General features: G+C 70.6%; 24 protein-coding genes. 13 read left to right on the forward strand and 11 right to left on the reverse strand.

Features of this window, described 5'->3' with window-relative positions; all coding sequences use genetic code 11:
• The first annotated feature begins 48 nt into the window (after nt 1–48).
• From ACZ5DS_RS01005 to ACZ5DS_RS01025, 5 genes are all read left to right on the forward strand, one after another.
• Complete coding sequence (locus ACZ5DS_RS01005; RefSeq protein ID WP_468232677.1) at nt 49–735, forward strand: maleylpyruvate isomerase family mycothiol-dependent enzyme; 687 nt, start codon at nt 49–51, stop codon at nt 733–735.
• Nucleotides 736–781: 46 nt separating this feature from the next.
• The gene (locus ACZ5DS_RS01010; RefSeq protein WP_468232679.1) at nt 782–1,438 is read left to right on the forward strand and encodes an MBL fold metallo-hydrolase; all 657 of its coding nucleotides are present in this window, start codon (nt 782–784) and stop codon (nt 1,436–1,438) included.
• A 428-nt stretch (nt 1,439–1,866) separates the two neighbouring features.
• Nucleotides 1,867–2,751, forward strand: coding sequence for an ABC transporter substrate-binding protein (locus ACZ5DS_RS01015; RefSeq protein WP_468232680.1), 885 nt, complete (start codon nt 1,867–1,869; stop codon nt 2,749–2,751).
• Nucleotides 2,748–3,689, forward strand: a complete 942-nt coding sequence (locus ACZ5DS_RS01020) for an amino acid ABC transporter permease (RefSeq protein ID WP_468232682.1) — start codon at nt 2,748–2,750, stop codon at nt 3,687–3,689. Before ACZ5DS_RS01015 ends, ACZ5DS_RS01020 begins: the two co-directional genes overlap by 4 nt.
• Nucleotides 3,686–4,453, forward strand: coding sequence for an amino acid ABC transporter ATP-binding protein (locus tag ACZ5DS_RS01025; RefSeq protein ID WP_468232684.1), 768 nt, complete (start codon nt 3,686–3,688; stop codon nt 4,451–4,453). The genes ACZ5DS_RS01020 and ACZ5DS_RS01025 overlap by 4 nt, the downstream gene beginning before the upstream one ends.
• 11 nt (nt 4,454–4,464) lie before the next feature.
• Here the strand turns inward: ACZ5DS_RS01025 and aroQ are convergent, their stop codons facing one another.
• Nucleotides 4,465–4,938, reverse strand: a complete 474-nt coding sequence (gene aroQ / locus ACZ5DS_RS01030) for a type II 3-dehydroquinate dehydratase (RefSeq protein WP_468232686.1) — start codon at nt 4,936–4,938, stop codon at nt 4,465–4,467.
• Nucleotides 4,939–5,148: 210 nt separating this feature from the next.
• Here aroQ and ACZ5DS_RS01035 point away from each other — a divergent pair, with 210 nt between their 5' ends.
• Complete coding sequence (locus ACZ5DS_RS01035) at nt 5,149–6,420, forward strand: MFS transporter (RefSeq protein ID WP_468232688.1); 1,272 nt, start codon at nt 5,149–5,151, stop codon at nt 6,418–6,420.
• Nucleotides 6,421–6,433: 13 nt separating this feature from the next.
• Here the strand turns inward: ACZ5DS_RS01035 and ACZ5DS_RS01040 are convergent, their stop codons facing one another.
• The 6 genes from ACZ5DS_RS01040 to ACZ5DS_RS01065 all read right to left on the reverse strand — a co-directional run bounded on the left by ACZ5DS_RS01040 (nt 6,434) and on the right by ACZ5DS_RS01065 (nt 14,590).
• Entirely contained in the window at nt 6,434–7,534 is a 1,101-nt protein-coding gene (locus ACZ5DS_RS01040; RefSeq protein ID WP_468232689.1) for a calcium:cation antiporter, read from the reverse strand.
• A 129-nt stretch (nt 7,535–7,663) separates the two neighbouring features.
• Nucleotides 7,664–8,638 carry a TerC/Alx family metal homeostasis membrane protein gene (locus ACZ5DS_RS01045; RefSeq protein WP_468232691.1) on the reverse strand — a complete coding sequence of 325 codons (975 nt, stop codon included), beginning with the start codon at nt 8,636–8,638 and terminating at the stop codon, nt 7,664–7,666.
• Between the two features lie 224 nt (nt 8,639–8,862).
• Nucleotides 8,863–10,734 (reverse strand): TerD family protein, encoded by a 1,872-nt coding sequence (locus tag ACZ5DS_RS01050; RefSeq protein ID WP_468232693.1) that lies wholly within the window; start codon nt 10,732–10,734, stop codon nt 8,863–8,865.
• A gap of 58 nt (nt 10,735–10,792) precedes the next feature.
• Nucleotides 10,793–11,371 (reverse strand): TerD family protein, encoded by a 579-nt coding sequence (locus ACZ5DS_RS01055; RefSeq protein WP_468232694.1) that lies wholly within the window; start codon nt 11,369–11,371, stop codon nt 10,793–10,795.
• A 155-nt stretch (nt 11,372–11,526) separates the two neighbouring features.
• The gene (gene uvrB / locus ACZ5DS_RS01060) at nt 11,527–13,674 is read right to left on the reverse strand and encodes an excinuclease ABC subunit UvrB (protein ID WP_468232695.1); all 2,148 of its coding nucleotides are present in this window, start codon (nt 13,672–13,674) and stop codon (nt 11,527–11,529) included.
• A gap of 40 nt (nt 13,675–13,714) precedes the next feature.
• Complete coding sequence (locus ACZ5DS_RS01065) at nt 13,715–14,590, reverse strand: MHYT domain-containing protein (protein ID WP_468232697.1); 876 nt, start codon at nt 14,588–14,590, stop codon at nt 13,715–13,717.
• Nucleotides 14,591–14,867: 277 nt separating this feature from the next.
• Between ACZ5DS_RS01065 and ACZ5DS_RS01070 the strand changes: the two genes are divergently transcribed.
• Both ACZ5DS_RS01070 and ACZ5DS_RS01075 read left to right on the forward strand, forming a co-directional pair.
• Nucleotides 14,868–15,737 carry a glycerophosphodiester phosphodiesterase gene (locus ACZ5DS_RS01070; protein WP_468232699.1) on the forward strand — a complete coding sequence of 290 codons (870 nt, stop codon included), beginning with the start codon at nt 14,868–14,870 and terminating at the stop codon, nt 15,735–15,737.
• Nucleotides 15,738–15,799: 62 nt separating this feature from the next.
• Nucleotides 15,800–16,354, forward strand: coding sequence for a methylated-DNA--[protein]-cysteine S-methyltransferase (locus ACZ5DS_RS01075; protein WP_468232700.1), 555 nt, complete (start codon nt 15,800–15,802; stop codon nt 16,352–16,354).
• Between the two features lie 31 nt (nt 16,355–16,385).
• Here ACZ5DS_RS01075 and ACZ5DS_RS01080 read toward each other — a convergent pair whose 3' ends face one another.
• A complete protein-coding gene (locus tag ACZ5DS_RS01080; protein WP_468233851.1) occupies nt 16,386–16,814 on the reverse strand; it encodes a VOC family protein in 429 nt (142 codons plus the stop codon).
• 100 nt (nt 16,815–16,914) lie between these two features.
• Between ACZ5DS_RS01080 and ACZ5DS_RS01085 the strand changes: the two genes are divergently transcribed.
• Together ACZ5DS_RS01085 and ACZ5DS_RS01090 are read left to right on the forward strand one after the other, a co-directional pair.
• Complete coding sequence (locus ACZ5DS_RS01085) at nt 16,915–17,823, forward strand: pseudouridine-5'-phosphate glycosidase (protein ID WP_468232702.1); 909 nt, start codon at nt 16,915–16,917, stop codon at nt 17,821–17,823.
• Nucleotides 17,820–18,785 carry a carbohydrate kinase family protein gene (locus ACZ5DS_RS01090; protein WP_468232703.1) on the forward strand — a complete coding sequence of 322 codons (966 nt, stop codon included), beginning with the start codon at nt 17,820–17,822 and terminating at the stop codon, nt 18,783–18,785. Before ACZ5DS_RS01085 ends, ACZ5DS_RS01090 begins: the two co-directional genes overlap by 4 nt.
• Here the strand turns inward: ACZ5DS_RS01090 and ACZ5DS_RS01095 are convergent.
• Nucleotides 18,782–19,576 (reverse strand): methyltransferase domain-containing protein, encoded by a 795-nt coding sequence (locus tag ACZ5DS_RS01095; RefSeq protein ID WP_468232705.1) that lies wholly within the window; start codon nt 19,574–19,576, stop codon nt 18,782–18,784. The genes ACZ5DS_RS01090 and ACZ5DS_RS01095 overlap by 4 nt on opposite strands.
• Nucleotides 19,577–19,752: 176 nt before the next feature.
• Between ACZ5DS_RS01095 and corA the strand changes: the two genes are divergently transcribed.
• Nucleotides 19,753–20,880, forward strand: a complete 1,128-nt coding sequence (gene corA / locus ACZ5DS_RS01100) for a magnesium/cobalt transporter CorA (RefSeq protein WP_468232707.1) — start codon at nt 19,753–19,755, stop codon at nt 20,878–20,880.
• Nucleotides 20,881–20,884: 4 nt separating this feature from the next.
• Here corA and ACZ5DS_RS01105 read toward each other — a convergent pair whose 3' ends face one another.
• Together ACZ5DS_RS01105 and ACZ5DS_RS01110 are read right to left on the reverse strand one after the other, a co-directional pair.
• Complete coding sequence (locus ACZ5DS_RS01105; protein WP_468232709.1) at nt 20,885–21,298, reverse strand: PPOX class F420-dependent oxidoreductase; 414 nt, start codon at nt 21,296–21,298, stop codon at nt 20,885–20,887.
• Nucleotides 21,299–21,355: 57 nt separating this feature from the next.
• The gene (locus ACZ5DS_RS01110; RefSeq protein ID WP_468232710.1) at nt 21,356–21,988 is read right to left on the reverse strand and encodes a nucleoside/nucleotide kinase family protein; all 633 of its coding nucleotides are present in this window, start codon (nt 21,986–21,988) and stop codon (nt 21,356–21,358) included.
• A 231-nt stretch (nt 21,989–22,219) separates the two neighbouring features.
• Here ACZ5DS_RS01110 and ACZ5DS_RS01115 point away from each other — a divergent pair, with 231 nt between their 5' ends.
• Both ACZ5DS_RS01115 and ACZ5DS_RS01120 read left to right on the forward strand, forming a co-directional pair.
• A complete protein-coding gene (locus tag ACZ5DS_RS01115; protein WP_468232712.1) occupies nt 22,220–22,912 on the forward strand; it encodes a DUF2293 domain-containing protein in 693 nt (230 codons plus the stop codon).
• Between the two features lie 298 nt (nt 22,913–23,210).
• Nucleotides 23,211–23,690: an anthrone oxygenase family protein gene (locus ACZ5DS_RS01120; RefSeq protein ID WP_468232714.1), complete on the forward strand. Its 480-nt coding sequence runs from the start codon at nt 23,211–23,213 to the stop codon at nt 23,688–23,690.
• The last annotated feature ends 52 nt before the right edge of the window (nt 23,691–23,742 follow it).

Below are 23,742 nucleotides of genomic sequence, written 5' to 3' on the forward strand. Positions count from 1 at the left end.
GGGTTCACCACCTTCACCCGAAGGTGTGGCGGGACTAGGGTCAGGCCCATGATTGATCACGCCCATGACCTGGCCTGTGTACACGACGCGACCGAGCGGCTCCTCACCGCTGTCGCGAAACTGGACAACGCCTCGCTCGCCGAGCCGTCACGCCTGCCCGGCTGGACCCGTGGCCACGTCCTCGCGCACCTCGCCCGCAACGCGGACGCGCTCGTGAACGTCCTCGAGGGCCGGCCCATGTACCCGAGCGCCGAGGCCCGGAACGCCAACATCGAGCGGGACGCCCCGCGTCCCCTGGACGTCCAGCTCGCCGACCTGCGCGAGAGCGCGGCCGGCTTCCAGCGGACGGGGGCCGCTCCGGCGGACTGGGCTCGCACGGTCGAGCTGCGCAACGGGGTCACCGACTCCGCCTCCCGGGTGCCGTTCCGGCGCTGGGTCGAGGTCGAACTGCATCATGTGGACCTCGGGGTCGGCTACGAGCTGGAGGATCTTCCGGCGGAATTCACGGAGCGCGAGATCGACTTCCTGACGCAGCGGTTCTCCGGGCACCCCGATGTCCCCGCGACCCGCGTCACGGACGGCACGCGCGCGTGGAGCACGGGACGCGAGGCGGCCGAGCCCGAGGTCACCGTCAGCGGTTCTCCGGTGGACCTGCTGGGCTGGCTCGCCGGACGCCGAGAGGGGGTCGCACTGGAGGCGACGGGCGGCGCGCTCCCGCCACTGCCTCCGCTCTAGTGCGACGTCGGCCCGCCGGGCGCTCCCCCGCTATAGGCTGATCGCCATGATGTACAGCGGAGAGGTCAGGGTCGGCGGACCGGCCGACGTGCACGAGCTGAAAGACCTGATGATCACCAAGATCGCGGTCGGCCCGATGGACAACAACACCTATCTGCTGCGCTGCCGGGCCACCGACGAGCAACTCCTGATCGACGCCGCCAACGACGCGCACACCCTGCTGGGCATGATCGGTGACGACGGCATCGCATCCGTCGTCACCACCCATCGGCACGGCGACCACTGGCAGGCGCTCGCCGAGGTGGTCGCGGCCACCGGCGCCCGCACCTACGCCGGCCGGGAGGACGCCCCGGGCATCCCGGTGCCCACCGACGTCCTGGTCGACGACGGTGACGTCATCCGCGTGGGGCGCGTGGAGCTCACCGCGCGCCATCTCGTCGGGCACACTCCGGGCTCCATCGCCCTGGTCTACGACGACCCGCACGGCCACCCGCACGTCTTCACCGGGGACTGCCTCTTCCCGGGCGGGGTCGGCAACACGCACAAGGATCCGAAGGCGTTCGCCAGCCTGATCCACGACGTCGAGACGAAGATCTTCGACGTGCTGCCGGACGAGACCTGGGTCTACCCCGGGCACGGCAACGACACCACGCTGGGCGCGGAGCGGCCGCAGTTGCCGGAGTGGCACGCGCGCGGGTGGTGATGCACCGGGCGTCTGCCGGCTCGGGGCGCCTGGTTCGTGTGCGGCTGCGGGGCCGTGGGGCTTGTCCCACACTTCCCCGCGCCCCTTTGCCACAGCGTGCGCAGCTCGACCTGTGGACCATCGAAGCGCCCGGCGCGCACCTCGCACCACGCGCCCCGTGTGAACGTTTCACGCACGCCGGGGTCGTGCGCACGCTCCCGGCACACCGTGTCACGCAGTCAACTGACAGCAGCCCCGCACAGGATGACGGCTCCTGCGCGGTATGGGCCGCCGGTCTTCCAACCCCGCCCTCGGCCGGCGGCCCAGGCCAGAGCAGGTCAGGGGCAGGTCGGGGGCAGTGTTCACACAGCTGCAACACCCGTTCCCACTATGCGGACAGTGAACGACATGACCTGGACAAACGGGGGGCTCGCTGCCAATCTCCCGCCATGTACCTTGCCCCTCGCGCACTGCGCCGCGCGGTAGCCGCCGCCACCGTAGCCCTGCTCGCCACCGCTGTCGGCTGTGCTCCGCAGCCCGAGGAGAAGGGGGCGGCCGCCCCGTCCGGGTCCGCCGCGAAGAGCTGCGCCCAGGGCAAGTTGGCCACCAAGACGTCCGGGAAGCTGACGATCGCGACGGACGAGCCCGCCTACGAGCCGTGGTTCAAGGACGACAAGCCGGCGAACGGCAAGGGCTTCGAGTCGGCGGTCGCCTACGCCGTGGCGCAGCAACTGGGCTATGACAAGAGCGCGGTGGTCTGGCAGAGCGTGCCCTTCAACAAGGCGTTCGCGCCCGGCGTGAAGACCTTCGACTTCGACATCAACCAGGTGTCGATCAGCGCCGAGCGCAAGAAGGCCGTCGACTTCTCCTCCGGTTACTACGACGTGCGTCAGGCCGTCATCGCGCTGAAGGGCAGCAAGGCCGCCAAGGCGACCGGCATCGCGGACCTGAAGGACCTCAAGCTGGGCGCACAGGTGGGCACCACGAGCCTCGACTACATCACCGATGTGGTGAAGCCGAAGCAGCAGGCCGCCGTGTACGCCAAGAACGACCAGGCCAAGTCCGCACTGAAGAACGGTCAGGTCGACGCCATCGTCACCGACCTGCCGACCGCGTTCTACATCACCGCGGCCGAGGTGACGAACGCGAAGATCGTCGGCCAGTTCGAGAACCAGGGCGGCACGCCGGAGCAGTTCGGGCTCGTGCTCGACAAGGGCAGTGCGCTGACCTCGTGCGTGACCGGCGCCGTCGACGCCCTGCGCAAGGACGGCACGCTGGCGAAGATCGAGAAGCAGTGGCTCTCCGACGCCGTCGACGCGCCGGTGCTCAAGTGACGGTCACCAAGGGCGAGTCCGCTCCGGAGGGGGCACACGGCACGGGTGACATGACCGGCGGCGCCGGGGAGGCGGTACCCGGCGCCGATGACGGCTACGTGCCCTCCGAGCGGCGGCTGGAGCGCGAGCGCTACCAGCGGGCGCGCGCCCGCCGCGCCACGGCCATTGCCGCGTTCTCCACCCTGGTCACCGCCGCCGTGCTCTACCTGGTCGTCGTCAACGCGCCGGGCTGGCCACGCACCAAGGAGACGTTCTTCAGTGCCCGGTACGCGCGCGAGGCGTTCCCGAAAGTCCTCGAAGGGCTGTGGCTGAACGTCCGCCTCCTGCTCGTCTGCGGCGCCGCCGTGCTGGTTCTCGGCATGCTGATCGCCATCGCCCGAACCCTGCGCGGCCCGGTGTTCTTCCCGTTGCGCGTGCTGGCGGCGGCGTACACGGACTTCTTCCGCGGTCTTCCGCTCATCATCAACTTGATGATCGTGGTGCTGGGCGTGCCCGCGCTGCGGCTGCAGGGCGTGACGGTCGATCCGGTGCTCCTGGGCGGTACGGCACTGTCGCTGACCTACTCCGCCTACGTGGCCGAGGTGTTCCGGGCCGGCATCGAGTCCGTCCATCCCTCGCAGCGCGCCGCGGCCCGCTCGCTGGGCCTCACCAACCGGCAGGCCCTGCGCTACGTCGTGCTGCCCCAGGCGGTGCGCCGTCAGGTGCCGCCGCTGCTCAACGACCTGGTGTCGCTGCAGAAGGACACCGGCCTGGTGTCGATCGGCGGCGCGGTGGACGCCGTACGGGCTGCCGACATCATCGTGGGCCGGAGCCTCAACTACACGCCGTACATCGTCGCGGGCTTGGTCTTCGTGGCGCTGACCATCCCGATGACCCGTTTCACGGACTGGGTGACGTCCAGGATGGACCGGCAGCGGGACCAGGGAGGATCGATATGAGTACGGCAGCTCAGGGCGGCTCCCCCGTCCTGCGGATGGAGTCCGTCCGCAAGACCTTCGGGGGCTCGGTCGTGCTGCGGGACGTCGACCTGGAGGTCGCCCCGCACACCGTGACCGCGCTGATCGGCGCCTCCGGGTCGGGCAAGTCCACGCTGCTGCGCTGCGCCAACCTCCTGGAGGAGATCGACGACGGCGCGATCTGGCTGGACGGCGAGGAGATCACCGACCCGCGCGTCGACCAGGACGCGGTGCGGCGCCGTATCGGCGTGGTCTTCCAGGCGTACAACCTCTTCCCGCACATGACCGTGCTGGACAACATCACGCTCGCCCCGCGCCGGGTGCACGGCGTCTCGCGTGCGGAGGCCGAGGAGCGGGCCAGGGAGCTGCTGGAGCGCCTCGGGCTGGGCGGTAGGGCGGATGCCTACCCGGACCGGCTGAGCGGCGGCCAGCAGCAGCGTGTGGCGATCGTGCGCGCCCTCGCCGTGCGGCCCCGGCTGCTGCTGCTCGACGAGATCACCGCCGCGCTCGACCCGGAACTCGTCGGCGAGGTTCTGGAGGTGGTCCGCGGCCTGAAGGACGCGGGCATGACCATGGTGCTGGCGACGCACGAGATGGGCTTCGCCCGGGACGTCGCCGACCAGGTTTGTTTTCTGGACGGAGGGGTCGTGCTGGAGCGCGGCACCGCGGAGCAGGTCTTCGCGGACCCGCAGCAGGAGCGCACGCGGCGCTTCCTGCGGCGGATCGTGGAGGCCGGCCGCCTGTAGTACCGCGTGGGCTACGCGTCGGCGGGTGCCGCACCCACCAGGGCGGCGACCCGCTGCACGCCGAACACGTAGCCCTGCACCCCGCAGCCCGCGATCACACCGTCGGCGCGCAGTGAGACGTAGGAGTGGTGCCGGAACGACTCCCGCTGGTGGATGTTGGAGATGTGCACCTCCAGCACGGGCATGCCGTCGCAGGTGTTGAGTGCGTCCAGAATCGCGACCGACGTGTGGGAGTAGGCACCGGGGTTGATGACGATCCCGCAGTGGTGGAGCCGCGCCTCGTGGATCCAGTCGACCAGCTCGCCCTCGTGGTTGGACTGCCGGAAGTCCACCGTGCCGCCGTGCGCTGCCGCCGCCTTGGCGCACATCGCCTCGACGTCGGCGAGCGTGTCCTTGCCGTAGATCTCGGGCTGGCGCTGGCCGAGGAGGTTCAGGTTGGGCCCGTTGAGGATCATGATCGGGGCGTTGGCCAGGGTGCGGGGCACGGTTCCTCCGGTCCGTTCGGTGCGGTTCGTCTGCGACCGCTCGTTCGGACCGGTCTATCACGGCGCACGGAGCAGGCGAGGGGTGGTGCGCGGCGATCACCTCGGCGCGCGCCGCGGCTTATTGATCACCTCCGTGCGCCCCCGTAACCCTCGATCACGGTGGGTAGTTGACGCGGCATGCACGATGTACGCGCTGTAAGGACCCCTTCCATGCCACGGCTCGCGGCCGCCTCGCTCGCCGGTACCGCTATCGAGTTCTACGACTTCTTCGTCTACGGGACCGCGGCAGCGCTGGTCCTCGGGCCACTGTTCTTCCCGACGTTCTCGCCGGTGGCGGGGACGCTCGCGGCGTTCGGGACGTTCGGGGTCGGCTTCGTGGCCCGGCCGCTGGGCTCGGTGCTGTTCGGGCACCTCGGCGACCGCCGCGGACGCCGGCCGGTGCTGGTCATCTCCCTGCTCCTGACCGGTGCCTCGACCGTCGCGGTCGGGTGTGTACCCACGTACGGGACCATCGGCATGTCTGCCCCGGTGCTGCTGCTCGTCCTGCGCTTCCTGCAGGGGCTGGGGCTCGGCGGTGAGTGGGGCGGTGCGGTGCTGCTCACCGCCGAGCACGCGCCCGCGAGCCGCCGCGCCCTGTGGGCGAGCTTCCCTCAGGTGGGGCCCTCGATCGGCTTCGTGCTCGCCAACGGGGTGATGCTCGCGCTGTCGGCGACACTGTCCGAGGCGCAGTTCGCCCAGTGGGGGTGGCGGGTGCCGTTCTGGGCGGCCGGTGTGCTGGCGCTGGCCGGGCTGTGGCTGCGCTCGTCGCTCGCGGAGAGTCCCCGGTTCCTGGAGATCGACGACCACGCGCGCGTGCCGATCCTCGAAGTCGTACGGCAACACGGACGGTTGGTGCTGCTGACGGCCGGGGCGCTGGCCGTCGGGTACGCGGTGTTCTACGCGGTGACGACATGGTCGCTGGCGTACGCGACCGAACGGCTCGGGGTGAGCCGTACCGTCATGCTGACCTGTGTCATGGCCGCCGTGGTGGTGTTGGGAGCGCTTACGCCCCTCATGGCGCTGCTCGGCGACCGCTACGGGCGCCGTCCGATGTGCCTGACGGGATGCACGGCATGCGCCCTGTGGATGCTGCCGATGGTCGCGCTGCTCGCCACGGGAGAACCGCTCCTGATGTTCCTCGGCATCCTGGGTGCCCTGCTCGCCTTCATCACCATGTTCTCGGTGATCGCCGCATATCTGCCGGAGCTGTACGAGGCGCGGGTGCGCTGCACGGGGGCCGCGGTCGGTTACAACCTCGGCGGGGTCCTGGGCGGCGCGCTCACCCCGATCGTGGCGACGGCGCTGGCGGAGCACGGCGGGCGCGTTCCCTGGGGTGTGGGCGTGTATCTGACGGGGATCGCCCTGCTGAGCCTGGTCTGTTTCGCGCTGCTGCCGGAGACGCTCCCCGCGCCCGTGCCGGTGGCGGAGCCGGCCACGGGCTGACCGGGGCGCCGTACTACGGGTTGATCGCCAGCTCCAGGTAGGCCGCAAAGATCACGAGGTGGACCCCGCCCTGCAGGGGAGTGGCCCGGCCCGGCACCACCGTCAGGGAGCTGACCACCACGGTCAGCAGGAGCAGCAGCATGTGCGTCGGGCCGAGGCCGAGGACGAGCGGTCCGGACAGCCAGACCGAGGCCAGGGCGACGGCGGGGATGGTCAGGCCGATGCTGGCCATCGCCGAGCCGAGGGCGAGGTTGAGACTGGTCTGCACCCGGTCGCGGCGGGCGGAGCGCAGTGCGGCGATCGTCTCGGGCAGCAGCACGAGCAGGGCGATGATCACGCCGACGACCGCCTGGTGCAGGCCGGCTGCCTCCACACCGGACTCGATGGTGGGCGACACCCCCTTGGCAAGGCCGACCACGCCGATCAGAGCGAGGCCGAGCAGGCCGAGGCTGGTCCAGGCGGTGCGCGCGGACGGGGGCTCCGCGTGCTCCTCGGCGGTGATGACCTCGCCCTGCCGGGTGATCGGCAGGAAGTAGTCGCGGTGCCGCACGGTCTGGGTGGCCACGAACAGGCCGTAGAGGATCAGTGAGGACAGCGCGGCGAACGTCAGCTGCACGGTGGAGAACTCGGGGCCGGGCTTGCTGGTGGTGAAGGTGGGCAGCACCAGGCTGAGCGTGGCCAGGGTCGCCACGGTCGCGAGGGCGGCGCCGGTGCCCTCGGGGTTGAAGACCGCGGTGCCGTGGCGTAGGGAGGCGGCGAGGAGACAGATCCCGACGATTCCGTTGCAGGTGATCATTACGGCGGCGAAGACGGTGTCGCGGGCCAGGGTGGAACTCTTGTCGCCGCCGTCGGCCATGAGGGTGACGATCAGGGCCACCTCGATGATCGTGACGGCGATGGCGAGCACCAGGGACCCGAAGGGTTCACCGACGCGGTGGGCGACCACCTCGGCGTGGTGCACGGCTGCGAGAACGGCTCCCGCGAGGACCAGGGTCACCAGCGCGACGACCGCGCCGGGCAGATCCCGGCCCCAGGTGAAGATCAGCAGGACGACCGCGAGCACCGGCACGAGGAGCGTCCACTGCGAGGTGAGCGACCCGAGCCGAGTGATCATGCTGCGATCGTGGCAGACACGTGCAGGGTTCGCATTCCGTTCTTTTCGGATCCCTTCTCATCCTTTCCAGTGCGGGGCACCGGCGCCGGTACGGCCGGTGCCCCCCAGGTTCGGGTGATCGTCTCCGGGTCAGGCGTCGACGCTCTCCTTCGCCTCGACGGCCGCCTGCTTCTTGGACGCGATCAGGCTGGTGATGGTGGTGACGACCAGGACCGCGCAGATCACGCCGAGGGAGACCGGGATGCTGATCTCAGTGACGTGAGCCCCGGACTCGTGCAGCGCGTGAAGGACCAGCTTGACGCCGATGAAGCCGAGGATGATCGACAGCCCGTACGAGAGGTGGACCAGCTTCTTCAGCAGGCCGCCGATGAGGAAGTACAGCTGACGCAGACCCATCAGGGCGAAGGCGTTGGCCGTGAAGACGATGTACGAGTCCTGAGTGAGGCCGAAGATCGCGGGGATGGAGTCCATCGCGAACAGCACGTCCGTCGTACCGATGGCGAGCATCACGACCAGCATCGGCGTCATGACCCGCTTGCCGTTCTGCTGGATCCAGAGCTTGGTGCCGTGGTACCGGTCGGCCACGCCGAACCTGCGCTCCGCGGCCCTCAGCAGCCTGTTCTCCTCGTACTCCTCGTCCTGCTCTTCGGCGTGGGCCTCCTGGATGAGCTTCCAGGCGGTCCAGATCAGGAAGGCGCCGAACAGGTAGAAGACCCAGGAGAAGCTGGCGATGATCGCGGCTCCGGCCGCGATGAAGACGGCCCGCAGGACCAGGGCTATGAGGACACCGACGAGCAGGACCCGCTGCTGGTACTGCGAGGGCACTGCGAACTTCGCCATGATCAGGACGAAGACGAAGAGGTTGTCGACGCTCAGCGACTTCTCCGTGATGAAGCCCGCGAAGAACTCGCCGGCCGGCTGACCGCCGGCGAAGACGAGCAGACCGAGGCCGAAGAGCCCCGCCAGGGCGATCCAGACGACGGTCCAGATACCGGCTTCCTTGATCGACACATCATGGGGCTTGCGACCGATGAAGAAGTCGACCGCGATCAGGGCGGCGAGACCCACGACGGTCAGGACCCACAGGGTCATGGAGACTTCCACTGCACCTCCGGCATTACGTAACGGCAAACACATTCAGCGTTGTCGCTGCCGGAGGTCTCTTCCACCCGCGTCGGGCCGACGCCCCGGGATCCGCATCGATCCGTACTGACGGGTGCGCCGCAGTCAGGGAGTACTCCCCTCCGTGCGGAAGACAGTACCCCAATCACCAAGGGAAGGTAAAGCGATTGGCAAAGGATGGATCAAATCACCTGGTCAAGCACCCTTTACTCACGCTTGATACTGGCCGCTGTGACCTCGGTGAGCACCTGCTGGAGGATCCCGCTGCCGGGCGGCACGAGTGAGGGCTCGTACGTCCATGCGTGGCCGACCCAGGGGTCGGCGAGGTGGTCGTCGGGCACGGGGGTGAGTCGCATCAGCGAACGCCACAGCGGGTCGAGCAGCGGGCCGTAGTCCTCGGCCTCCTCGCGGTCCGCGACCATCAGCAGATGGACGCCGACGGCCGGGCCCTCGTCGGCGAGGTAGCGCAGCTGGGTCACCGCCCGGTCGTCGAAGCCGTGCGGGAAGTCGTTGACGATCAGCAGCTGCCTGGCCGGGTCGACGTCGGGAGGCAGCGATTCGGCGGCACCGCCGCGGACCGCCATCTGCGTCAGGTCGACACGTCGGGTGAGCCGCCCCAGGACGTCCGCCACGCCCGCCGCACCGCTCGCAGGCGGTGCGGCCACGGCCCCCGCCCGTGTCAAAGGCAGGAGCGCCTGGGCTGCGGCACCGGCCGGGTCCACGACCTGGACGGCGAACTCCCCCGCCGGGTGGACGGCGAGCAGCCGGACCGCCAGCGCCACCGCTGCGTCCATGGCAAGCCGACCTACTTCGGCGGAGTCCAGGAAGGTGTCGTCGGGGCCTGGCACGGGGCCGCTGTCGATCCACAGGCCGCGTTCCAGGGGCAGCCTGACCAGCATCGGAATGCGCAGCGCTGCGCTCTCGGGAAGGTGGAGATCGCCGAGTCGTATGGCCATCGGCGGCTCGGCAGGCACGCGGTAGCCGTGCCAGACGGGGTTGTCCCAGCGGGCATAGGCCGGCGGGAGTGCGGGCTCGACGACCTCGGACTCGGCGCTGAGCTGGGCGAGGTCGCGGTCGAAGGCGGCCCGCGCCTGGTCGACCAGCTGGGTGTGCCGGGCGTGGGCCGCCTCGCGCGCCGCGTCGCCCGCCGTGCCGAGCCGGCCGCGCGGGTCGGCGAGAACCTGGTCGAGCTCCTTCTCCAGCCGGGAGTCGGCGAAGTCGACGGCACTGCGATACGCGGCCGTGCTGCGGGCCAGGTCCTCGAACATGCCCCAGACCTGGTTGTACAGCCGCTCGTCCATCGACCAGCCCACCGCGTCACCCGCCACGGGCTGCGCGGGCTGTCCCTCCGGGACCGGGGACGGCGCAGGCAGGGCAGTGCGGGCGCCGCGGCCGGGGTGGGTGTAGTCGATGGGGCCGCCCTCTGTCCGCACGCCGTGCGAGTCCTGGCTGTCGTACGGCGAGGTCGGCTGTGGTGCCGCAGGGTCGGAGGGGTCCTGCGGCTGCGGTACCGGTATCGCGCGGGCGAGGCTTCGGGCCACCGCCTCCTGGATGCCCGCGGCGAGTTCTCCGGCCTGGGGCAGGCCCTGGTCGGCAAGGAGAGCAGGGAGACCGCCCGCGTAGCCCTGGCCGACCGCGCGGACCTTCCAGGCGCCCTGTCGGCGGTACAGCTCCAGGGCGACGACGGCCGATTCGGCGTCCAGGCCGGTGAGCGTGAAGCGGACGATCTCGGTGCCGTCCAGGCCTGTGACCGCCGTCCGCGGGGCGGCGACCGCGCCGAACCGGAGCGCGGCTCCCGGCCGCGTGGGCAGCGCCAGCAGCACGCTGACGCGGTGGACCGCCTCGGGCAGGGCAGCCAGGTCGACGGCCAGCCGGTGGTCGGCGGCGGCCTGCCCGGAGGCCTCGATTCCGGGCAGTGTGGGAGCGCCGGGGTGCGCCACCCACTGCGCGCCGTGCACAGTGCCGTGCTCGTCGCCGAGCGTGGCACCCGCCAGGACCGGCACTCCGGCGGAGATCCGGATCTCCAGCCGGACCTGGGACAGCGGGTGGTTCTGTCCCCGCACCAGCTCGGCCGTCATCGCCGTCGCCCCCCTGTGTCGTGTTGTCGTGCGCGTCGCGCCGGGCGAGCGGGCGGTCCTACAGGTGCTGCCGGATCGCCGGCATCAGGTCCTGGAAGGTGCGGCCCCTGGCCGGCTCGCCCAGGGCGGTCATCGTCCAGCCCGAGCCCGACCGGTGCACCTTGGCCATGATCTGGGCGGTGTACTCGCCGCCGCCGGCCAGCGTGTAGCGGGCCAGCTCCTGGCCGTTGGTCTCGTCCACGAGGCGGCAGAACGCGTTCTGCACCTCCTGGAAGGTCTGGCCCGTGAAGGAGTTCACGGTGAAGACGATCTGGTCGACGTGGACCGGGACGCGCTGCAGGTCCACCAGGATGGCCTCGTCGTCACCGCCCTGGCCGGCGCCGCCGACGAGGTTGTCGCCGGTGTGGCGCACGGAGCCGTCGTCGCTCACCAGGTGGCGGAAGAAGACGACGTCGACCGGGTCCTTGTCGGCGAAGAGGACCGCCGAGGCGTCCAGGTCGATCTCCCGGGTGCGGGAGCCGAACAGGCCGCGCCGCTTCGCCGCCTGCCAGCCGAGACCCATACGGACCGCGGTCAGGGTGGCCCCGTCCTTCTTCTCCAGGCTGATGGCCTGACCCTTGGTCAAGTTGACGGTCACGGCTGATTCCCCTCTCGGTCGTCCCCTGTTACCGCGCCGTGCGCAGTTGACAGAACCCTACGCAGGGGCACTGACAGTGCCGAACCCCGGCCCGTCCTTTGTGTCGGTGTTGCAACACTGGGCGTATATGCCGAGGTCCGGCAGGGTCACAAGGGTCAGGCGAGGCCCGCCTCCCGCATCTGGCGCAGTTCCTTCTTCATCTCGGAGACCTCGTCGCGCAGCCGGGCGGCGATCTCGAACTGCAGCTCGGCGGCGGCGGCGCGCATGCGCTCCGTCATCTCCTCGATCTGCTCGGCGAGTTCGGCCGCCGGACGGTCCGTGGGCACCACGGCCCCCGCCTTGCCCTTGGCGGCCTTGCCGGCCTTCGCGCCCTTGGCCGCCTTGTCGGCGAGCGACGGGACGGGTGCCTTGGCGGCCTTGCCGTCCTTCGTCTTGCGGTAGCCGGTGCCGAGCAGCTGTTCGGTGTCGACCTCTTCTCGGGCGATCTGCGCGACGATGTCGTTGATCTTCTTGCGCAGCGGCTGCGGGTCGATGCCGTTGGCCTTGTTGTAGGCGACCTGCTTCTCCCGGCGGCGGTTGGTCTCCTCGATGGCCTTCTCCATCGCCGGGGTGATCTTGTCGGCGTACATGTGGACCTGGCCGGAGACGTTGCGTGCCGCGCGGCCGATGGTCTGGATCAGCGAGGTGCCGGAGCGAAGGAAGCCCTCCTTGTCGGCGTCGAGGATCGCCACCAGGGACACCTCGGGCAGGTCGAGGCCCTCGCGGAGCAGGTTGATGCCGACCAGGACGTCGAACTCGCCGGAGCGCAGCTCGCGCAGCAGCTCGACGCGGCGCAGGGTGTCGACGTCGCTGTGCAGATAGCGCACCTGGATGCCGAGTTCCAGGAAGTAGTCGGTGAGGTCCTCGGCCATCTTCTTGGTGAGCGTGGTGACCAGGACGCGCTCGTCCTTCTCGGTGCGCTTGCGGATCTCGTGCACCAGGTCGTCGATCTGCCCCTCGGTGGGCTTGACCACGACCTCCGGGTCGACCAGGCCGGTGGGGCGGATGATCTGCTCGACTACGCCGTCGCCGCGCGAGAGCTCGTAGGTGCCCGGGGTCGCCGACAGGTAGACCGTCTGGCCGATGCGCTCCTGGAACTCCTCCCACTTCAGGGGGCGGTTGTCCAGGGCGGAGGGCAGCCGGAAGCCGTGCTCGACCAGGGTGCGCTTGCGGGAGGCGTCGCCCTCGTACATGGCGCCGATCTGCGGGACGGTGACGTGCGACTCGTCGATGACCAGCAGGAAGTCGTCCGGGAAGTAGTCCAGCAGGGTGTTGGGCGGGGAGCCGGGCGAGCGGCCGTCGAAGTGCATCGAGTAGTTCTCCACGCCGGAGCAGGTGCCGATCTGGCGGAGCATCTCGATGTCGTACGTGGTCCGCATGCGCAGGCGCTGGGCCTCCAGGAGCTTGCCCTGCTTCTCCAGTTCCGCGAGGTGCTCCCCCAGCTCCTTCTCGATGTCGTTGACGGCCCGCTCCATGCGCTCCGGGCCGGCGACGTAGTGGGAGGCGGGGAAGACGTACAGCTGCTGGTCGTCGCTGATGATCTCGCCCGTGAGCGGGTGGAGCGTGGAGAGTGCCTCGATCTCGTCGCCGAACATCTCGATGCGGACGGCCAGCTCCTCGTAGACCGGGAAGATCTCGATGGTGTCGCCGCGGACCCGGAAGGTGCCGCGGGTGAAGGCCATGTCGTTGCGCGTGTACTGGATGTCGACGAAGCGGCGCAGCAGGTCGTCGCGGTCGATCTCGTCGCCGACCCGGAGGGGGACCATCCGGTCCACGTACTCCTGCGGAGTACCGAGGCCGTAGATACAGGACACCGAGGCGACCACGATGACGTCGCGGCGGGTGAGCAGCGAGTTCGTCGCCGAGTGGCGCAGGCGCTCGACCTCCTCGTTGATCGAGGAGTCCTTCTCGATGTAGGTGTCCGACTGGGGGACGTAGGCCTCGGGCTGGTAGTAGTCGTAGTACGAGACGAAGTACTCGACCGCGTTGTTCGGGAGGAGCTCGCGGAACTCGTTGGCCAGCTGGGCGGCCAGCGTCTTGTTCGGCGCCATCACGAGGGTGGGGCGCTGGAGCTTCTCGATCATCCACGCAGTGGTGGCGGACTTGCCGGTGCCGGTCGCGCCCAGCAGGACGACGTCCTTCTCACCGGCCTCGATGCGCTTGGCCAGGTCGGCGATGGCCGTCGGCTGGTCGCCGCTGGGCTGGTAGGGGCTGACGACCTCGAAGGGCGCCACCGTGCGTTCGATGTGGGAAACGGGCCGCATGGAGTCCACCGTACGACCCCGCACTGACAACGGGTCCCGATCAGCGGTTCTGCGGGGTGCGCGACCTGTGGTGCCCGGGGTCGCGTACGGGCCTGCCCCCGGAGTGGAGCGACGGGTGGCGGTCCTGGTGGGAGGCGATGGCGGAGGCCGGGACGCCCGGCTTCTCCTCGACGGACGCTCGAGTCCTTCCCATGACCATCAGCGGGTCGAGGATCACGACGACGGCGGCGAGGAGCAGGAAGGCGAGCGGGCCGATCAGCATCGGCGCGATCACCCCGGCCTCCGAGCCGCTCGCGGCGGCGCCGGATGTGCCGTGGAGGTGGACGTCGAGAGCGGCCATGCCGGTGTAGTGCATGCCGGTGACGGCGAGGCCCATCACCAGGCTGGCCCCGACGCTCCACAGGAAGCCCCGGACCTGTCCGGCCGCCCACAGGGCGGCCGTCGCGGCCACGACCGCTATGACGACGGATGCGGCGACCGTGAACGTGTTGTAGGTGAACCGCCCGTCGAAGTGCACGCCCGCCATGCCGAGGTAATGCATCGAGGCGATACCCAGACCGGTGATCGTGCCGCCGGTGAACAGCGCGGTGCCCTTGGCGCCCCAGTAGCCGACGATGCAGATCCCGACGCCCACCATGACGATGGCGAGGCCGAGGCTCGCGTAGGTGATCGGTTTGTCGTAGTGGATCGGCGCTTCCTTGATGGTGAAGCCCATCATGGCGATGAAGTGCATCGTCCATATGCCGGAGCCGATCGCGGCCGAGCCGAGAGCCAGCCAGGCGGGCCGCCGCGCGTGCGTGACCAGCAGGGACCGGGTGGTGCACCGCAGGCCGAGGGCGCCGCCGAGGCAGGCCATCAGATAGGCCACCAACGGGGTGACGACCCCGTAGCTGAATCCGTCGACCGTGCCCTGCATGCGCGGCTGCCCTTCACCCTCTTGCGTCCCGGAATGTGTGAAATATGCCCCCGTCCCAGGACCGCGGCGGCGGTCAGGGTTGACGCAGAGAGTATGACCCCCACCAGAATGGTCGAACGATTTTCCGGTAAAGAAACACGGCCTTGCCCCACATGTGCGGCACCGGTGAGCGGACTTGCACGTCACCATTCATCGTGTGATGGTCCTGCGCCCGGCGCCGCCGACCCTCTGCTGTCAAGCTGGTGCAGCCGGTATTCGCTCGACGCGAGGAGTCCGCATGTACGCGCGCGCAGGCGCCGCCATGGTCGCCGCCACCCTGGGGACGGCAGCCCTGGTGAGCCTCACCGCCGACGCCCGGGCCGGTGAGACCGGCAGGCCCACGGTGGTCGCCCACCGCGGTGCCTCCGCCTACGCTCCCGAGAACACCTTGGCCTCCATCGACAAGGCCGCGAAACTCGGCTTCACCTGGGTGGAGAACGACGTGCAGCGCACCAAGGACGGCGAACTGGTCGTCATCCACGACGACAACCTGGCGCGCACCACGAACGTCGAGGACGTCTTCCCGGGCCGGGCGCCCTGGAAGGTGAAGGACTTCACCGCCGCCGAGATCGCCCGGCTGGACGCCGGCAGCTGGTACTCGCCCGCCTACGCGGGCACGCGCGTGCCGACGCTGAAGCAGTACATGCGCAGGGTCGACCACAACCACGAGAAGCTGCTCCTGGAGATCAAGAACCCCCAGCTGTACCCCGGCATCGAGCAGCAGACCCTGAAGCTCCTCGGCAACGAGGGCTGGCTGGACCGGCAGCACCTCGATCGGCTGATCGTGCAGAGCTTCAGTGTGGACACCCTGCGCACCGTGCACGAGCTGAAGCCGGCGGTCACCACCGGGCTGCTCGGCACGCCCTCCGTGGCACAGGTGCACGAATACGCGCGCTTCACCGACCTGATCAATCCCTCCTACGCGTCGATCTCCACCCACTACGTCTCCTGCGTGCACCACTTCAAGGGACCGCACGGCAAGCGGCTCCAGGTGTTCGCCTGGACCGTGAACGACGCGGCCACCGCCCGGAAGGTCGCGGGCTACGGCGTCGACGGGATCATCACCAACAAGCCCGACGTGGTCCGGGCGGCGCTGGGCGCGGACTGAGCGGACCGGGCCGGGGCGGCCGCGCGGCGGGCGTTGTCAGTGGCGGGTCGTACCGTGGGCGCATGGACAGCCATGGGCAGGACGAGCAGCAGGTGGTGTGGGCCGTCGTGGGCACCGGCATCGGCCCGCTGATGCTGGCGGCGACCCGCGAGGGACTGGTCAACGTGGTCTTCCACGCCACGGACGCGGTGCGCGAGCGGGCCCTGGAGCGGCTGGCGGCCCGGCTGGGCACGGAGCCCGTCGAGGACCCGGACTCGCCGCTGCTGGCCGAGGCGATACGGCAGGTCGAGGCGTATTTCGCGGGCGAGCGCCACGACTTCGACCTGCCCCTGGACTGGTCGCTGATCTCGGGCTTCAACCGGCAGGTGCTGCGCGAGCTGGCCACCGGTGTCCCCTACGGCACGGTGGTCGGGTACGGCGATCTGGCCGGGCGGGTCGGGCAGCCGGGCGGGGCCCAGGCGGTGGGCGCGGCGATGGGGGCCAATCCGCTGCCGGTCGTCGTGCCCTGTCACCGGGTCGTGGAGAGCGACGGCGGTATCGGCGGTTTCGGCGGTGGTCTGGAGACCAAGCGCAAACTGCTCGCCCTGGAGGGCGTGCTGCCCGAGCCTCTTTTCTGACGGCGCCGGGCCCGTACGTCCCCTGGTGCGGCTACGCGTAGTGCCGGGCCTCGAAGACGTTGCCGTCGGGGTCTCGGAAGTAGAAGCTCCGCGTGGCGTTTCCGCGGGCGCCGAAGGAGTCGTACCCGATGTCGCTCATGGGGACGCCGTGTTCGGCCAGGCGGGCGCGCAGGGCGTCGAAGCCGGCGGACGGCAGCGACAGGCAGACGTGGTTGACGGGGTGGCCCGCACTGTCGGCGGAGCCGGGGAGCATGTTCATGCGCTCCGCGATGCCGCGCGGTGCGAGGTCCAGGATGGTCTCCTCGTTGACACGGATGGAGGGGAACGACACCTTTCCCTCGGCGAACTCGGCGAGCCTCAGGGGCTCCAGACCGACGGCGTCCTGGTAGAAGCGGGCCGCCGCGACCGGGTCGGCGACCCACAGGACGACGTGGTCGAGACGCATGGAGTGGTTGGTCATGCCGTCCAGGCTGGTGGTGTCCCCCACAGACGGCAAGCGTTTAGCCGGGTGTGGCGCCCGCCAGAGATGAGGGAAGGACCGATGGACAGGAGGCGGGCGCGTGGTGCTGGTGGTGTCGGAAGAAGTCCGGGAAGCGATCGACGCGCGGCGGCCGGTGGTGGCCCTGGAGTCCACGATCATCGCGCACGGTCTGCCGCGTCCGCGCAACCTCCAGGTGGCGCTGGAGCTGGAGCACGTGGTGCGGCAGGCAGGCGCCGTCCCCGCGACCATCGCCGTCCTGCACGGGCGCCCGCACATCGGCCTGGACAAGGAGCAGCTGGAGCGGGTCGCGAACGAGGACGGTATCCGCAAGCTCGGCCACCGTGACCTGCCGCTGGCCGTGGCAGCGGGAGCGAGCGGGGCGACCACGGTGTCGGCGACGGCCCAGCTGGCCGCGCTGGCGGGCGTCCGGGTGTTCGCCACGGGCGGGCTGGGCGGTGTGCACCGGGAGTGGACGGTGACCCAGGACGAGTCGGCCGACCTGGGCCTGCTGGCGCGGACCCGGATCACGGTGGTGTGCGCGGGCGTGAAGTCCATCCTGGACGTGCCGGCGACCCTGCAGCGGCTGGAGACGCTGGGCGTGGCCGTCGCCGGCTACCGCACCAACCGTTTCCCGGGCTTCTATCTGTCCGACTCCGGACATCCGGTGGACTGGACGCTGCAGAGCCCGGAGCAGGTCGCGGAGGTCATGCGGGCCCAGGACGCGCTGGACGCGCCGGAGTCGGCACTGATCGTCGCCAACCCCGTCCCGGAGGACCAGCAGCTCGATCCGGCGCTGCACGCGCGCGTGCTCGCGGACGCGCTGCGCGCCTGCGAGGAGGAGGGGATCACCGGCCAGGCGGTCACGCCGTTCCTGCTCGACTTCCTGGTCCGGCACACGGACGGCGCGTCGCTGGAGGCCAACCTGGCCGCGGTGCGGGGCAATGTGCGGCTGGCGGCGCAGATCGCCGTGGCGTGGACCACGGGGTGACCGGGGGACGGGACGGGGCGCTGCTGGTCGTCGGGGACGTCGTCACCGATGTCGTCGCCCGGCACCGGGGGCCGCTCGCGGCCGGCACCGACACGGCCGCAGCGATCCGGACCCTGCCGGGCGGCGCGGGCGCCAATGTGGCCTGCTGGGCCGCCCACGCGGGCTGTGCGGACGTACGACTGCTGGGGCGGGTGGGCGCGGAAGCGGCACAGTGGCACGAGCACGAGCTGGTGGCGGCCGGGGTGCGGCCCCGGCTCGTGGTCGACCGGGAGGCCACGACCGGGACGGTGATCTGCCTCGTCGACACGGGTGCGTCGGCCGAGCGCACGTTCCTCACGGACAGCGGGGCATCCCTGCGTCTCGAACCCGCCGACTGGTCCGACGCGTTGCTCGACGGGGTCGCACGGCTGCACCTGTCGGGCTATCTGCTGTTCTCGGAGCCGAGCCTGGCGCTCGCCGGGGTGGCCCTCGCGGCAGCACGCGCGCGTGGCGTGCCGGTCAGTCTGGATCCGGCGTCGGCGGGCTTCCTCGTGGAGTTCGGGGTGGACCGTTTCCTGGCGTTCGCGGAGGGGTTGGACGTGCTGCTGCCCAGCCGGGACGAGGCCTGTCTGCTGACAGGGCTGCCGGAACCGGCCGACGCGGCGGCCAAGTTGAGCCGGCTCGTCCCACTGGTGGTGGCCAAGTCGGGTGCGGACGGGGCGCTGGTGGCCCGTTCCGGGGCCGTGGTCGCCCGGGTTCCGGCCGTGCCGGCGACTCCGCTGGACACCACGGGCGCAGGCGACGCCTTCACCGGCGCGTTCCTCGCCGCCCTGCTCGCGGGCGCCGAGCCGCAGGAGGCGGCGGCACACGGGTGCGGGGCGGGAGCGCGGGCGGTGGAACGGGTGGGCGGCAGACCACCGCACCGGGGCACCGGCGGCCGGCACGCAGGGGCACCCGCGGCTGACACGCAGCCGTATCCCTAGCCCTTGCGTCCCCACGCCAAGATTATCGGTGCGGTGGCCAGGTCCATGCCGCCCGCCTCCACATGGGCCAGGTGGCGGTCGACGTCCTCGTCGGTGGCAGGGCCCGCGGCGACGAGTCGGCCGCGGATCTGACGGACCGTGGCGGACTCCAGGGCGGTGCAGGCGGGCGAGGTCACGGGGAAGTACGCGTCGGCCGCCACCTCGCTCAGCCCTGCCTCGCGGAGCAGGCGCGGGAGCTTGCGGCCGTACGACAGGTCGGCGCCGCGGTCGGCGAGCAGCCTGCGGAATCCCTGCCGCAGGCGGTTGGCAAGCTGCTGCTCGGGGCCGTATTCGTCGGGGCAGAGCAGGGGCTGGAGGGAGGGGTCGGCGTCCTCGATCAACAGGGTCCCGCCCGGTCGCAGCGCCCTGATCATGGAGTCCAACGCCCTTTCCCGGTCGGGGACATGGACGAGGACCAGCCGGGCGTGCACCAGGTCGAAGCCCTCGCCCGGCGGCTCCTGAGTCCCCACGTCATGGACGCGCACCTCGACGGGAGGGCGGTCGGCGGTGGAAAGTCGCGCGGTGTCGATGTCGGTCGCCACGACCTGGCCGGTGGGTCCGACCTGCTCGGCGAGCCAGGACACCACCGAGGTGCCGCCGGCCCCGACCTCCCAGACACACCGGCCGGGACCGAGCCCCAACGCTTCGAGGTGCCGGAACGTCGTGGGATCGAAGAGGGAGGCGAAGGCGTCGAAGCGCTGTGCCGCCTCGCTCTGCTGGTTGTCCAGGAGGTAGCCCTCGGATGATGTCATCCCGCGATCCTCGCAGCCGGCCGGCTCGTCCGCAGCGGCCGGCTCTCCGTCCACAGGCGGGAACAAAGCGGAACGAACTGTTCCCACAGGCTTACCCGCGCCTTGCGCCAGGCTGGCACACTTGCCGGGCAAGGCGCGAAAGCGGTGTGCGAGGAGATCCACGCAAGGAGATCCGGATGTCCATGGCAGGGAATCTGCGGAAGGTCACAGGGCTGGGCAGGGTCGGCGGCCTGCGCAAGGTCGCGCGGCTGGCCCGGCGGCGGCCGCGCGTCGACCTGAGCCATCCCGCCCGGTCACCGCTGGGTTCCTCGGTGGTGAACTGCGTGACGTACCAGGACGGGGTCCGGGTGCCGGGGTGCACCGACCTGGTGGCTGCCGTGGAGATGGTGCGCAAGAGCGGCGAGGGGTTCGTCTGGCTGGGGCTGCACGAGCCGACGGACAGTGAGTTCGCGGGCATCGCCGAGCTGTTCGACCTGCACCCGCTGGCGGTGGAGGACGCGGTGGAGGCCCACCAGCGCCCGAAGCTGGAGCGGTACGGGGAAACCCTCTTCGCGGTGTTCAAGACCGTCTGCTACGTGGAGCACGAGAAACTGACGGCGACGAGCGAGGTGGTCGACACCGGCGAGATCATGGTGTTCGTCGGCGAGGACTTCGTGATCACGGTACGGCACGGGCGGCACGGCTCTCTCGGCCCGCTGCGCGAGGAGTTGGAGGCGGACCCGCAGCAGCTCGCCAAGGGGCCGGCGGCGGTGCTGCACGCGATCGCCGACCACGTCGTGGACGACTATCTGACCGTCACGGATGCGGTGCAGGCCGATATCGACCAGGTCGAGACGGACGTGTTCTCGGAGAACGGCGCACGGGCCGACCCGGGGCGCATCTACCAGCTGAAGCGTGAACTCCTGGAGCTGAAGCGGGCGGTGGTGCCGCTCGGCCGCCCGGTGGAGGATCTGGCGACGCGGCCGATACGGGTGGTCGACCCGGAGATACAGGCGTACTTCAGGGACGTGCTCGACCATCTGATGCGGGCCAAGGAACAGATAGCCGCGTTCGACGAACTGCTCAACTCCATCCTGCAGGCGCATCTCGCACAGGTGACAGTCGCGCAGAACGAGGACATGCGGAAGATCACGGCCTGGGCGGCGGTGATCGCCGTGCCGACGATGGTGTGCGGGGTCTACGGCATGAACTTCGACCACATGCCGGAGCTGCACTGGCGGTTCGGCTACCCGCTCGTCATGAGTGTGATGGCGGCTGCGTGCTTCGTGCTGTACCGCGGCTTCCGGCGCAACGGCTGGCTCTGACCGCTCACACCGAGAAGGCCACGACCTTCCGCGGGACGACCCTGATGATCATGCGGGTCTCGTCGTCCTTCTCCGCCGGCGGGTCGATGCCGAGGTACTTGTGCGACAGCTCGTACGGGAGCCGTTTGCCCTCGTCCGGCAGGATCTCGGCGGTGCCCCGGATCTCGGCGGAGCTGTAGGGGTTGGCCAGGTCGAAGACCGTGAGGCTGATGCGCGGGTCGCGGCGCAGGTTGCGCACCTTCTGACGGCCGTCGGTGGAGGAGAAGAGCACGGTGTCGCCTTCTCGCTTGATCCAGACCACCGAGTTCTGCGGGGCGCCGTCGGGGCCGAGGGTGGCGACGCTGGCGAAGTTCTTGCCGTCGAGGAGAGCGCGGACAGAGTCGTCGAAGGCGACGGGAGCGCCGGAGGAGGTCGTCATGGCAGCACTCTAGTTACATGCACGCGCATAGAAAAGGGGGTTTGCCGGGCGGCCGGATCAGCCGTTCCATGCCGGGTGGCGTGGATCGTCCGCGCGCACGAGGACGTCGGCCGTCCCGGCCGGGTCGGTCTCGGCCTCGTAGCGCTCGAAGGCGGGGAGCGTCCAGTGGTCGGCCTCCGGGGTGCGGCGGCGCAGGGCGCCCGGGGAGAGGAGGACGTGGACGGTCAGATCGAAGGGGAACCAGTGCCGAAGGAGGAGGGGACCATGGAACAACAGGATTCCGCCGGGAGGGAGTTGGACGTACGGGCTGCGGGTGGCACGGTCGGTGGCCGGGTCCCACAGATCGGGCAGGACGCGGCCGCTTCCGCCGGGGTCGAGCGGGCCGAAGACCTCGCGCCACAGGGCGCCCGTGTCGAACCAGCCGCCGTAGTACGACTCCGCGTCCCGTCGCCCGTGCTCCAGGCGGAGAGAGGCTGGGCGCAGGAAGCCCTCGGCGCCGACGACGAGCGAGGGGCGCCCGCGCACGCGCAGCGCCTGGGCGACGCGCTCGGCGAGGTCCACCGGGCGGGCGGCCGGTGCCCCGTCGAAGCCGGCGCGCGACCAGGCACCCCCGTCGGCGGGCTTCAGCTCGACCAGCCGGTCGGCCAGCAGTTCGGCGAGCCGGTCCCAGGTGATCGCTTCGAGTCGCACAGATCCCATGATGCCGGGAAGGTTCCGTGGCAGCGGGAGGGGGACGTGCACTGGCTGTCGTAAGCGGGCCCCGCGGTGGCGGTGGTGGGCCTCGCGATCGCGGTAGGAGACGAGGGCGCCACGGCAGTGCGGCGCCGTGTGCAGGTGTCGGTGTTCCCCATCCGCCGGAAGGAGCGGGCGGAACGGGAAGAGGCGTGGGAGTGCAGGGCGGAGGCGGGGAAAGAAGCGCGTATGGCACCTACTGCAACTCCCCTCTTCCCCGGTGGACTTGTCGTCGTCCAGCCGCTGCGGCGCAAGCGATGTTCCGGGTGCCGGCGCGGTCCGCTGTCGATGCTCGTGCTGGAGGACGGGGCGCCGCGCTGCCTCGCCTGCGCCGACCTGGGGCACTTGGTGTTCTTGCCGCGCGGTGACACGGCGCTGACCCGCAGGGCGCGGGAGGAGAGCACGCTGTCGGCGGTGGTCGTGCGGTTCAACCGGCGCCAGGGCCGGTACGAACGGCAGGGCCTGCTCGTGGAGGAGGAGGCGCTGGCCCGGGCCGAGGCGCGGTGCCTGGCGGACGCGGAGGTGCGGCGCCGGCGGCGGGCCCGGGACGCGCGGCGCAGGGCGGTGGAGGACGAGCGGTTCGTGGAGGCGTTCGCGGCGGAGATCGTCCGGCTGTTTCCCGGGTGTCCGGCCGAGCGGGCCCTGGCGATCGCGGCGCACGCGTCGGTGCGGGGCAGCGGGCGGGTCGGACGCAGTGCGGCCGGGCGGGCGCTGACGGAGGGGGCGGTGATCTCGGCGGTCGTGGCGGCCGTACGGCACGTGGACACGCCGTACGACCAGCTGCTGATGAGCGGGGTGCCGAGGTTCGAGGCGCGGCGGCGGATCGCGGCGGCCGTGGAGAGCGTGCTGAGGGGGTGGGGAGAGGCGGCCGACGTCGGCTGAGGATGTGCGTCGGCGGGGCAGGGGGCCGAGGAGGTGTGGCACCGCCGTGCTGCACCGTCGCGACCCGATGTTCAAGCGGGGCTGAGGGTGTGCCCTGGATCCAGGTCAGGCGGTGCGCAGGGCCGGGGCGGGCGCCCCTCCTCGCATCGGGGCGGCGTGCGTGGGGGACCTGGACGCTGGCGCATGTCGGCGCGGTCCTCAGCCATGGTGGGGCGGGCCGTGTGCGCCTTCACTGGGAGGAAAGGAGAAAGGCCGGTGCCGGGTCTGGGGCCGGGCGGTGTGGGAGTGAGGTGGGATCGTGATCGATGGGCCGTTCTTCGTGCTGGCCGTGCTGGGGGTGCTGGGGACCGGGCTGGTGGCGGGGGTGCTCTGCGGGTTCTCGACCTTCGTGATGCGAGGGCTGGCCGCGTTGCCTCCCGCGCAGGGTGTGGCCGCGATGAAGTCGATCAACGTGGCCGCCGTGCAGCCCGCCTTCATGCTGGTGTTCCTCGGCTCGGCGGTGCTGTGCGCGGTGATCGCGGTGGTGACGTTCGTGGTGTGGCCGGACGAGGGCACGGTCGAGCTGCTGCTGGGCAGTGCGCTGTACCTGTTCGGGTCGTTCGGGCTGACCATGGTCGCGAACGTGCCCCGCAACAACAAGCTGGCCGGGATGGCCTCGGGCAGTCCCGAGGCGGCGGCGTACTGGCCGGTGTATGTGCGCGAGTGGACGTTCTGGAACGACGTCCGCACGGTCGCCTCCGCCGCGGCCGCCGTCGCGTACGTGCTGGCCATAGCCTGAACCCTCGTCCTGCGAGGAGCTCGCGAGAAAGCGCTGTCCGCCACTCTGCGGG

The organism is Streptomyces sp. NPDC031100 (genome assembly GCF_055570785.1).